7 protein-coding genes, 2 tRNA genes and 2 pseudogenes are annotated in these 11,644 nt (G+C 60.8%); 9 read left to right on the top strand and 2 right to left on the bottom strand.

Annotated features, from left to right (window positions below):
• Positions 1 to 3 precede the first annotated feature (3 nt).
• Positions 4 to 921, top strand: coding sequence for a hypothetical protein (locus LN139_RS03485; protein ID WP_236358716.1), 918 nt, complete (start codon positions 4 to 6; stop codon positions 919 to 921).
• Here the strand turns inward: LN139_RS03485 and dinB are convergent.
• Positions 912 to 1,974: pseudogene (gene dinB, locus LN139_RS03480) on the bottom strand (DNA polymerase IV). The gene LN139_RS03485 and the pseudogene dinB overlap by 10 nt on opposite strands.
• 170 nt (positions 1,975 to 2,144) lie before the next feature.
• On the opposite strand from dinB, the gene LN139_RS03475 reads away from it, so the two are divergent.
• The 6 genes from LN139_RS03475 (at position 2,145) to LN139_RS03450 (ending at position 7,929) form a co-directional block, all read left to right on the top strand.
• Positions 2,145 to 2,221 (top strand) — tRNA-Met (locus LN139_RS03475).
• Between the two features lie 114 nt (positions 2,222 to 2,335).
• Positions 2,336 to 2,412, top strand: a tRNA-Met gene (locus tag LN139_RS03470).
• A gap of 250 nt (positions 2,413 to 2,662) precedes the next feature.
• Complete coding sequence (gene mprF, locus LN139_RS03465) at positions 2,663 to 5,314, top strand: bifunctional lysylphosphatidylglycerol flippase/synthetase MprF (RefSeq protein ID WP_236358715.1); 2,652 nt, start codon at positions 2,663 to 2,665, stop codon at positions 5,312 to 5,314.
• Positions 5,314 to 6,597, top strand: coding sequence for a virulence factor family protein (locus LN139_RS03460; protein ID WP_236358713.1), 1,284 nt, complete (start codon positions 5,314 to 5,316; stop codon positions 6,595 to 6,597). Before mprF ends, LN139_RS03460 begins: the two co-directional genes overlap by 1 nt.
• Positions 6,598 to 6,736: 139 nt before the next feature.
• Positions 6,737 to 7,060, top strand: coding sequence for a transposase (locus LN139_RS03455; protein ID WP_236355192.1), 324 nt, complete (start codon positions 6,737 to 6,739; stop codon positions 7,058 to 7,060).
• 5 nt (positions 7,061 to 7,065) lie between these two features.
• Positions 7,066 to 7,929, top strand: a complete 864-nt coding sequence (locus tag LN139_RS03450) for an IS3 family transposase (protein ID WP_236358596.1) — start codon at positions 7,066 to 7,068, stop codon at positions 7,927 to 7,929.
• Between the two features lie 61 nt (positions 7,930 to 7,990).
• On the opposite strand, the pseudogene LN139_RS03445 reads toward LN139_RS03450, so the two are convergent.
• Positions 7,991 to 9,888: pseudogene (locus LN139_RS03445) on the bottom strand (potassium transporter Kup).
• Positions 9,889 to 10,374: 486 nt separating this feature from the next.
• Between LN139_RS03445 and LN139_RS25370 the strand changes: the two are divergent.
• Positions 10,375 to 10,569, top strand: a complete 195-nt coding sequence (locus LN139_RS25370; RefSeq protein WP_442964375.1) for a DUF3800 domain-containing protein — start codon at positions 10,375 to 10,377, stop codon at positions 10,567 to 10,569.
• Positions 10,570 to 10,744: 175 nt separating this feature from the next.
• Positions 10,745 to 11,296 carry a DUF3800 domain-containing protein gene (locus tag LN139_RS03440; RefSeq protein WP_236358711.1) on the top strand — a complete coding sequence of 184 codons (552 nt, stop codon included), beginning with the start codon at positions 10,745 to 10,747 and terminating at the stop codon, positions 11,294 to 11,296.
• Positions 11,297 to 11,644 lie beyond the last annotated feature (348 nt).

The following is an 11,644-nucleotide window of genomic DNA, read 5'->3' as shown; positions in this document are numbered from 1 at the left end:
CCTATGACCTCTCCCATCACCCGGCAGGGCGTAACCCTCGGTTGCGCCCTGGTGCTCGCTGGCTGCGCCAATCACCTGCCCCAACGCAGCGACCAGGAGGCAGGCGTCGAGCGCACCCTGCTGTCGCATGACCTGCGAATAGACGTCGGCGAGCCCACTGACCTCGAACAGCCACGCCGGCGTATCCGCGTGAGCGAGGTTCACCGCTATCAGGTTACTGATTGGCTGGTGACACGCCGCTACGATCGCTACACCCCCTACCAGCCCTGGCGCGAGGTCTACGAAATTCCGCTGGGTGCGGTGGCGCTGGTAGCAGGTGTTGGCGCCAACGTGGCGAACGTCTTTGCACTGGGGCACCTGCCTGGCAGCATGACCCACGGCTGGATCAGCTATGGCGTGGCCGGGATCAACCCGTTCATGAATGCGCCGGCCAATGGCCGCGCCGAGCAGAACCTGGCAAGTGTCGAGCGCACGCAAACTGGCCAGCGTGAAGAGACGGTCAACAGCCCTTGGGCGAACCGCACCGTTGAGGTCACGGCGGGGCCCAAGCTCTACCCCCTGGACACTGACGCCAAGGGCTACTTGCGTATCGACCTGCTCGACAGCCCCTTCGCTGACCAGGACCTGAACCGCATCACTCGCCTGGGTTTCAACGCCAAGGATGAGGACGACCATGCGCAGGCGGATGCATGGCTGCCGCTGGCTCATGGATTGCGCGGGCGGCTCGCCGAAGCGCGCTCACTGATCTACGATGACCTTGAAGACGACAGCGTGGCGCAATGGGTACAGCGCAGCAAACGCCTGCGCCAGCTGGGGCTACCTCAGGAAGCCGAAGAGCTTGAACAGAGCCTGATCGAGCTGACCCGCAACGACCCGGAACTGCAACGCGAATACCTGGCCGCCCTCAAGCATCAACGCTGAAACAGCTCCAACTGCTCGTGGCGGCCGCGCAGGTCGTCCAGTCGCGCACCGATGCCCAGCAACCGCACAGGCTTGCCGCCACGCGCAAATGCTTGAGCCAGCAACAGCTGATAGCTGGCCAGGTCCCGTGCAGCCCCCGCCTGCTCCAGCGTGGTCTGGGTAAAGTCATGGAACTTGACCTTCACAAATGGTTTTACTGGCCGGTAACTGCTGTCCAGCCGCTTCAGACGCTCCTCCAGGGTTGCCATCAGGGCAGGCAACTGAGCCAGGCAGTCTTCCAGCTTCGGCAGGTCCTGATCATAGGTGTGCTCGACACTCACCGACTGGCGGCGGCTGTCATTCTGCACGGGCCGCTCATCGATGCCGTGGGCCAGGTTACTACAGCCGTTCGCCGAAGCTGCCGAACTCGCGGACCAGCGCCAGGCGCTGCCATTGGCGCAATTGCCAGCAGAACTCGACACCAAGCCGCTCAAGTTTTTGCGCCGTGACCTTTCCCACGCCATGAAGGCGTGCGACCGGCAACTGTGCCACGAACGCCTCCAGTTGGTCGGGCGTCACCACAAATAGCCCATCGGGCTTGCGCCAGTCGCTGGCAATCTTGGCGAGAAACTTGTTGGGTGCAACGCCCGCTGAAACGGTAATCCCCAGGCTTTGCGCCACCTTGCGGCGGATGTCCTGGGCAATGCGTGTGGCGCTGCCGCCGAAGTGATCGCATTGCGAAACATCCAGATAGGCCTCGTCGAGCGACAACGGCTCGATGAGATCGGTGTACTCACGGAATATCTGATGGATGCTGGCCGAGGCCTCTCTGTAAGCCTCGAAGCGCGGCTTGACTATGATCAGGTCAGGGCACAGCTTCAAGGCATGGGCAGAGGCCATCGCCGAGCGCACGCCAAAGGCTCGCGCTTCATAATTGCAGGTAGCGATCACTCCCCTGCGCTCGGCCGAACCACCCACGGCCATGGGCTTGCCGCGCAGAGCCGGGTCATCGCGCATTTCGATGGCTGCGTAAAAACAGTCACAGTCGATGTGGATGATCTTGCGTTGCGCCATGGCCAGTGCTCGTTGGAACCAGTGAACAAATATACAGTAACAGGCCACTACGTACAGCGCGCACGGGTTGAACGCTGCGCTACAACGAGAGTAAATAATTGAATGAACTGCATTTTTTCTGCTTCAAGGCTTGACAGCCTGCGGCCAGGCTGTAGAATGCGCCCCACTGACGCGGGATGGAGCAGTCTGGTAGCTCGTCGGGCTCATAACCCGAAGGTCGTCGGTTCAAATCCGGCTCCCGCAACCAGATACAGAAGAACGCCACCTACCAGGGTGGCGTTCTTCATTAAAGGGTCAGGTAAGCTTTTGAAATAAAAGGCTTGACGCTTTCAGCGCAGTCTGTAGAATGCGCACCACATGACGCGGGATGGAGCAGTCTGGTAGCTCGTCGGGCTCATAACCCGAAGGTCGTCGGTTCAAATCCGGCTCCCGCAACCATCTTGAAAAGGCCACGCACAGCGTGGCCTTTTTTTATGCGTGAAAAACCTGTGGGGTCAGTCGCTTACGCCTGAAAGTGGCGTTTTGCGCAACGGGTCACATGGCGAGACCATGAAACTTGCCCTATAGCTGAGGGTCAGGTCGCAGTGTAACGGCCGACGGGGTAATATCCCGGCACATTTGTTATCAAAGGGATTGGTCTCTTGGCTGGATATTCACATCCTGTCGCGCACAATCCGCGAGGTTATTGATGCGCCCTGAAACGCCTGAAGTAAACGAAGACGTCGTCACCGCCCCCTCCTCCACGCCTGTGCCTGCGCCACGCCACCGCGCGCTGCAGTGGCTGAACCGCAACCGCCAGCAGGTCGGCCTGGGCGTAACACTGCTGATGTTCGTTATGGCTCTGCTGGCGTGCCGGCACATCCTGGCAGAGGTGGACTTCTACGCCTTGCACGACGCGGTGATGAGTACGCCTAGCCGCGCATTGCTCGGGGCATTCGCTGCGACTGTCGCCGGGTTCGTGATCCTGCTCGGTTACGAGTGGTCAGCCGCGCGCTACGCCAATGCCTCCTTGCCGCCGCGCGCCCTTGCGCTGGGTGGCTTCACTGCATTCGCCATTGGTAACGCGGTGGGCCTGGCACTGCTGTCGGGCGGCTCGGTGCGCTACAGGCTGTACTCGCGCTTGGGCGTGGGCGCAGCCGAAGTGGCACGCATGTCGCTGTTCGCAGCGCTGTCGCTGGGGTGCGCACTGCCGCCACTCGCGGCGCTCGCCACCCTGAGCGACCTGGACGCAGCTTCCACCGCGCTGCGGCTACCTGCGCCGCTGCTGGGCCTGGTCTCGGTGGCAATCCTGGGCCTGGCCATTGCACTGGTGATCGGCGTCTACCGCCGCCGGCTGGATGAGCAACCACTGGCGCACAACCTGATCGTGCGCGTAGGCAGCAAGACACTGCGCCTGCCCTCGGTACGCCTGACACTGCTGCAACTGGTAATCACAGCGCTGGACGTCGCTGCGGCGGCGACGGTGCTGTATTGCCTGCTGCCTGAAGCTCCGCCCTTTGGCGCCTTCGTGCTGGTGTACCTGCTGGCACTGGCCGCAGGCGTGCTCAGCCACGTTCCCGGCGGTGTGGGGGTGTTCGAGGCGGTGCTGCTGGCGGCGTTCTCCAATGAACTGGGCGCAGCGCCGCTGGCTGCCGCGCTGCTGCTGTATCGGTTGATCTACGTCATGCTGCCGTTTTTGGTGGCGAGCCTCACGCTGCTGGTCAATGAGGGCAAGCGCCTGCTGTTCGCTCGCCAGGCCATCCGGGTTGCCTCGGGCCTGGCCGCGCCGATCCTCGCGGTGCTGGTGTTCCTGTCCGGCGTGGTGCTGCTGTTCTCCGGCACCACCCCTGAGATCGACACGCGCCTTGAACACATGGGCTTCTTGCTGCCGCATCGGCTGATCGACGCATCGCACTTTATCGCCAGCCTGATTGGCGTGCTCTGCCTGCTGCTGGCCCAGGGCCTGCGCCGGCGGTTGTCGGCCGCCTGGATGCTGACCATGACCCTGCTGCTGGCCGGCGCGCTGATGTCGCTGCTCAAGGGCTTCGACTGGGAGGAAGCGAGCATCCTGATCATCACAGCATCGTTGCTGGCGGTGTTCCGCCGCTCATTCTACCGCCCCAGCCGGCTCATGGAACTGCCACTTTCCCCGCTATTCCTCATCGCTGCGGCCTGTGTAGTGGGTGCATCGATCTGGTTGCTGTTCTTCGCATACCAAGACGTGCCGTACAGCAACAAGCTGTGGTGGCAATTCGCTTTGGACGGCGATGCACCACGCGGTATGCGCTCGGCACTGGGCAGCGCTGTATTGCTGGTGATCGTCGCTCTGACCTGGCTGCTGCGCACTGCGCGGCCGGTGATTCACCTGCCAAACGCCGAGGAACTGGAACGGGCGGCACGGATTCTCAAGCACTCGCACCAACCCGACGGCGGCCTGGCACTGACCGGCGACAAGGCGCTGCTGTTCCACCCGCAGGACAAGGCCTTCATCATGTACGCCCGCCGCGGCCGCAGCCTGGTGGCGCTGTACGACCCCATCGGCCCGACCCAGCCGCGCGCCGAGATGATCTGGCAGTTCCGCGACCTGTGCGACTTCCACCACGCGCGCCCGGTGTTCTACCAGGTACGCGCCGAGAACCTGCCCTACTACATGGACATCGGCCTGACCGCCATCAAGCTGGGTGAAGAGGCACGGGTGAACCTGCTCGCCTTCGACCTGGAGGCCAAGGGCAAGGAAATGAAAGACCTGCGCTACACCTGGAACCGCGGCAGCCGTGATGGCTTGTCGATGGAGGTGTACGAGGCCGGCACGGCGCCGCTGGATGAACTTAAAATCATCTCCGACGCCTGGCTTTCGGGTAAGAATGTGCGCGAGAAAGGGTTCTCGCTCGGGCGTTTCAGCCCCGACTACCTCAAACACTTCCGCATGGTGATCATTCATTTCCAGGGCCGCCCGGTGGCATTCGCCAACTTGCTCGAAACCGACAGCAAGCACCTGGCGAGCCTCGATCTGATGCGCTCGCACCCCGAAGCGCCGAAGCTGACCATGGAGTTCATGATGGTCGGGCTGATCCAGTACTACAAAGCGCAAGGCTACGAGCGCTTCAGCCTGGGCATGGTCCCGCTTTCAGGCCTGCAGCCACGCAAGGGCGCCCCATCGACCCAGCGCCTGGGTTCGATGGTGTTCAACCGTGGCGAGCACCTCTACAACTTCCAGGGGCTGCGCCGCTTCAAGGACAAGTTCCAGCCCGACTGGGAACCCCGTTACATGGCCGTGCCGGCGGGCCTTGACCCGCTGGTGGCCCTGGCCGATACCGCCGCCCTGATCGCGGGCGGCCTGACTGGACTGGTGAAACGCTGATGATTCGACGTTACTGGCGCGTTGTATTGATTACGCTGGTGGTGCTGCTGGCCGCTGCTGCTGCCGGTTACTGGTGGTGGAGCCGCCCGGTGCCCTCCCCGACCTTGCAAAACCTGACCCTGAGCGACGGCAGCAGCGCTACCCTGGCCACGCCCGGCCAGCGCCAGCGCAATGCCGTGCTGGTGGCAGTACCATCTGAAGAAGCGATGAATGAAAAACAGCTCACCGACCTGAGCCGCCAGGCGGCGGCCAAGATCATTCAGGTGGTGCTGCCCAAGGCCGACTGCACCGTGCAGCAGGCCACCTTCGACGCGGGCCTTAAACAATTGGGCGAGGCGCCGAACGTGGTGGGCGGCATCAACCTTGGCGCGAGCCAGGCGTGGGCGTGGCTTGCCGGCCAGAACAACGACAAGGCCAAGGCCGTGTCGGTGGGCTTCGCTCTGGAAACGCCGGACTGCAAGATCGCCTGGCCGAAAAAGGCCGAGCATGGCCATTGGTACGCAGCCTGGAACGACTGGCCGGATGATACCGCTGCTGCCTTCGTGCGCGGCCAGGCCAATGCCGAGAACAGCATCTCCGATTACGACGTGAAGCTGCCGCAACTGCTCAAGACCCAGCTGACCGGAGCCCTGCTGGGCGAAGAAAGCGCCACCTTGAAGATGCCGGTGGTGGAAGTGCCTGCCAGCGGCAACAACGATACCGTGACACTGTTCCTTTCCGGTGACGGCGGCTGGCGCGACCTGGACAAGGACACCGCAGGCTACATGGCGCAGATGGGCTACCCGGTGGTGGGCATCGACATGCTGCGCTACTACTGGCAGCACCACGCGCCAGCCGAAAGTGCCGAAGACCTCACCGAGGTGATGGAGTACTACCAGCACAAATGGGGCGCCAAGCACTTCGTGCTGGCCGGTTATTCGTTCGGCGCCGACGTGCTGCCGGCCATCTACAACAAGCTGCCGGAGAGCGAGCAGAGCAAGGTCGACGGCATGATCCTGCTCGCCTTCGCTCGCAGCGGCAGCTTCGAGATCGAAGTCGAAGGCTGGCTCGGCCAGGAAGGCAAGGAAGCGCCAACCGGCCCGGAAATGGCCAAGCTGCCGCCGGCTAAAGTGCTGTGCGTCTATGGCACCGAAGAAGCTGCGGAAAGCGGCTGCACCGACACCACCGCCGTGGGCGAGAAGATGCCCCTGCCAGGTGGCCACCACTTCGACGAGAACTACCCATCGCTGGCCAAGAAGCTGGTGGCGGTTCTCGAAAAATGGAAGGCGGCAAGGCCGCAATAAAGCAGCTTCAAGTTGCAAGCTTTAAGCTGCAAGCAAGAGCAAGAGCAAGAGCAAGAGCAAAAAAGCGGGGCCTGCCGAATACGCAGGGCCCTGGTGTGTCACCAATTTGCTGGACACCCTTTCAAACGGAGGGGTGTCCATGCAATGCCAACATCGTCGTCGCTTCAGCGACGCTTTCAAAGCTCAAGCGGTCAAGCGCTCAATCGAGTCTGCCGGTACGCTCACTGAAACCGCCAAAGAGCTGGGTATCCATCTCGCGGTACTCAGCCGTTGGCGTACTGAGTATTCTCGTACCGGCAGAATAGGGGCACACACCATGGCAGAAAAACCGGAACCGCCTGCTCGCAGCAATGCGGATCTTGAGCGCGAGAACAAGCGGCTGAAGCGTGAAATCGAGCGACTGAAGATGGAGACTGCCATCTTAAAAAAGGCCGAAGAGTACTTTGCAAAGCGCCAGCAGTAATTTATGTGGCCATTCGCGACCAAATGAACGAATGGCCCGTTGCGGTGTGCTGTCGGGTACTCAACGTCGCGCGCAGTGGTTACTACGCTTGGCTGGCCAGCTCTCAGGGGCCCGGCTCCCTGCGCAAGCAGGAGAATATGGCTTTGAGTGAGCGGATCGAGCAGTTGCATGACCAGTCCATGCAGATATTGGGCAGCCGTAAGATCCACCACCAATTGACTCAGGAAGGTGTCAAAGTCGGCCGCAATCGGGTTCATCGCCTGATGCGAAAAATGGACCGCCGCGCCTGTTACGTGCCTCGCAAACGTCGATATGCGCGCGTACTCGACCCTGCGCGTCCCAACTTGCTTGAGCGACAGTTCGACAACCCGCCGGCCAAGCAAACATGGGTCTCGGACATCACGCAACTGCGCCTGGAAAATGGATGCTGGTTTTATCTGGCGACCGTGCTGTCATTGCCCAATCGTCGTCTGATCGGCCATTCGATGAGTTTGCAGCCCCGGGAAGGGCTGGTGATCAAGGCCCTCGAGATGGCCAGAAGAGCAGAAGGACTAACGCACCAGGGGTTGTTTCATAGTGATCAGGGCGTCCAATATCGTGGCGAGCGGGTACGCCACTGGCTCCTGCAACATGGCTTTGCCCAAAGCATGTCTCGGAAAGGTAACTGCTGGGATAATGCCTGCGCCGAGAGCTGGTTCAGTCTTTTGAAGCGCGAGTGGCTCAAGCGCTGGGGCGCCCAACCTCATGCGCGGACAAAACGGCTGATCCAGGAATATATCGAGTACTACAATTTCGAACGACCGCACGGCTCACTGGGATACAAAACCCCCTATGAAACCGTGCTGCCGCTCAAGTCAGGTGTCCAGTAAAGCGGTGACACACCATCAGCTTTTACTTTCAGCTTGAAGCTTGAAGCTTGAAGCTTGAAGCTTATATCTCTACCTGGGTTCCGAGTTCGATCACCCGGTTCAGCGGCAGGCGGAAGAAGCGCAGGTTGCCGTTGGCGTTCTTGAGCATGAAGGCGAACAGCCCCTCGCGCCAGCGCGCCATGCCGGCCAGCTTGGACGAGATGACCGTCTCACGGCTCAGGAAGTAGGTAGTGCGCATCGGGCTGAAGTCGAGCCCTTCCAGATGACAGAGCGAGAGCGCCGCCGGTACGTCCGGCTCGTCCATGAAGCCGTAGTGCAGCACGACGCGGAAGAAGCCTTCGCCGTAGCACTCAACCTCGAAACGCTGGTCGCGCGGCACGCGCGGCGCATCGGCGTTGACCACCGTCAGCAGCACCACCTGCTCGTGGAGCACCTGGTTATGCAGCAGGTTGTGCAGCAGCGCATGAGGCACGGCGTCCTGGCGAGCGGTCAAAAACACCGCTGTGCCCTGGACCCGATGCGGCGGCTGCACACGGATGCTGCCGATGAAGATCGGCAGCGGCAGGCTGCCTTCGTCGATGCGCTCGACCAGCAACTGCTTGCCGCGTTTCCAGGTCGTCATCAGCACGAACAGCACCAGCCCGGCCACTACCGGGAACGCCCCCCCTGCACGATCTTGGGCACGTTCGCGCTGAAGAACAGCAGGTCGACGGCAAGGAAGCCCACCAGCACCGGCACGCTCAGCAGCGGTGGCCATTTCCACAGCAGCAGGATCACTACCGAGATCATCACCGTGGTGCACAGCATGGTGCCGGTCACCGCCACGCCGTAGGCCGCAGCCAGCGCACCGGAAGACTCGAAGCCCAGCACCAGCAGAATCACGCCGACCATCAGCGTCCAGTTCACCGCACTGATGTAGATCTGGCCCTGTTCGCTGCTGGAGGTGTGCTGAATGTGCATGCGCGGGATGTAGCCCAGCTGAATAGCCTGGTGAGTCAGGGAGAAGGCCCCGGAAATCACCGCTTGCGAGGCGATCACGGTGGCAACGGTCGACAGCACGATCATCGGCACCAGCGCCCAGCCCGGCGCCAGCAGGAAGAACGGGTTGCGCACCGCCTCGGCGTCGGCCAGCAGCAAAGCGCCCTGGCCGAAATCGTTGAGCACAAGCCCCGGCAACACAAGGCCGAACCAGGCACGTGCGATCGGCTTGCGGCCAAAGTGGCCCATGTCGGCGTAAAGCGCTTCGGCGCCGGTGAGTGCCAGCACCACTGCGCCCAGGGCGGCGATGCTGATGCCCGGATGCACCTGGAAGAAGTTGAGTGCCCAGTACGGGTTCAGCGCCTTGAGCACCTCAGGGTGTTGCTCGATGCCATCGACGCCCAGCGCACCCAGCACCACGAACCAACAGACCATCACCGGCCCGAACAGCTTGCCGATCTGCGCCGTGCCGTGCTTTTGCAGCACGAACAGCCCGATCAGGATCACCAGGGCAATGGGCACTACCCAGTGCTCGATCCCGTCCACGGCCAGCTCAAGCCCCTCGACTGCCGAAAGCACCGACACCGCCGGAGTGATCATGCTGTCGCCATAGAACAGTGCCGTGCCGCACAGCCCGAACACCACCAGCACCGCGCTCAGGCGCGGATGCCCCTGGGCAGCACGCCGGGCCAGTGCCAGCAGCGCCATGGTGCCGCCCTCGCCCTGGTTGTCGGCGCGCAGCACGAACAGCACGTACTTGATCGACACCACCCAGATCAGCGACCAGAAGATCAGCGACAGGATTCCCAATACCGCATCGTGGCTGACGTTCAAACCATAGCCACCGGTGAACACCTCTTTGAGGGTGTACAACGGGCTGGTCCCGATGTCGCCATACACCACACCCACCGCTGCCACCAGAATGCTCAGAGGCCGTGCGGCGCCATGGCCGCCCCGCTCCTCACTGCTTGCGTGACCCATCCACTTCTCCTGCAGCTTGTGGTTTGCCGCTTGTTGACGGCTTGTTCTGAATTGATGCGCGGGCAGCCCCGCGCGGCGCCGCCAAGCTTAGCGCAGCGCGCGGCGCATTTCTTCTGCCAGACGCTGGTCAAGCGGCGCGAGCATCTTGGGAGTCTCTAGCCTTTTTCTTGACCCTCGCTGACCAAGCACTCTGTTTGGCGAAGGATCGCTGCGGCAGGCCAAGCCTATACGGCATTTCCCAGACCGATCTGATCTTTTGGGGCGCCCTATCCATTGACAAAATGAGCCATCGCCCGCTTTGCAGGCTCACGCCCATGCATCTGCGGAAATGGCCTGCCGACAGTTGCCACGTTGCTGGAAAATAACCATCATTCACGCACAGCCGTTGAACGGTTGATCCAAGTGTCGGTTAAGTCCGGCACGCGATACTGCGAAAGCAGACCGCAGCCACCTCAAAGGTGGCTGTTCTATTTCTGGTGTCCGTTAATGCATATCTGTTATATCGACGAGTCTGGCGATTCGCAACCTGTCCGAAGTAATGTCGACAACCAGCAACCAATGCTCATTGTTGCCGGACTATTTGTCGACGCACAGCGCATCAGTAGGGTTACCGATGAGTTCATCTGCCTCAAGCGCCAGTTTTTATCCCAAACTATTCAAAAACGAGAAGCATGCTCTTAATGTGTTACTTAGGGAAATCAAGGGTTCCGAACTGAGAAGCGATGTCAGACGACATCCCGTTACGCATTCTATCGTAGAACACCACTTCAGGTTTATTGATGGCATTTTGGCTATCTGCAAGACGCACGATATCAAACTGGTTGCGCGCGTGTGAGTCAAGCACTACGGTCAAGCCTTGGCGGACCAGTCGGTCTATACCGTCACCGCACAGCAGATTGCGAAGCGCTTTCAGCATTTTCTAATTGACCGCGAATCTCGAGGCATGATGATCGCGGACTTTCGAGATCCTGCCAGAAACAGTTATGTGGCTCACTCAATTTTCACGCAGAAGCACAAACTGGGCGGGGGCGGGGACGCTTACCCCTCGATTGAAGAAGCTGCTGTCTTCGGGATAAGCGACAACCATGCGTGTCTGCAGATTGCCGATCTCATTTGCTCGACGATCTTATATCCAATAGCTGGTCGCACTGTCTGCGATGGGCCGTTTAACAACGTCCATACCCATCCGAACTATGATGCCATCGTGCGGCGGTACTCGCGTCGTATCAAAGCGATGCAGTATCACTGTTCGGAAAACGGGCAGCGACGTTGGGGAGTCACGGTGCAAGACCCGCACGGGGGACGGACTTCAATTTTCCCTCCATTTAAAACCCAGGTGAGCTCGCCGGCGACGGCACAAATAGCCCTCTCGCAGCAAGCTAGTTCAAATGATGAAACCGTTGGATAAACGTAAGTAAGGTTGGAGAAGTCAGCACTTCAGCCTGTCTTCGGTTGCATGATCCATGGAGCGCAGACATCACTGTCGGACAGCATCACGCTTTCAATGCGCTCGTTTTGCCCGAAGGATGAATTGGATAACAGATCAAAGTAGCCAAGACTAACCTGCCCGGGCTGTTTGGTAACCGCGATCGAGTCTGAAACTGCATAGGCTTTCAACTGAGCGACAAGCCCGCGTGCAAGTATGCACAGACCAGTCCTATGGCAGATTTCCTCAAGCAGAGCTTGCAGGCTGGCGCGATATCAATCAGAACGACAGCGCCCGCGTTCGTCGTATTTCCACTGGTCAAGCGCACGT

It is taken from the genome of Pseudomonas sp. KNUC1026, assembly GCF_021650705.1.
Classification (GTDB): Bacteria; Pseudomonadota; Gammaproteobacteria; order Pseudomonadales; family Pseudomonadaceae; genus Aquipseudomonas.
Note: the sequence above shows the minus strand (reverse complement) of the source record. Positions and strands in the feature narration are given on the sequence as shown.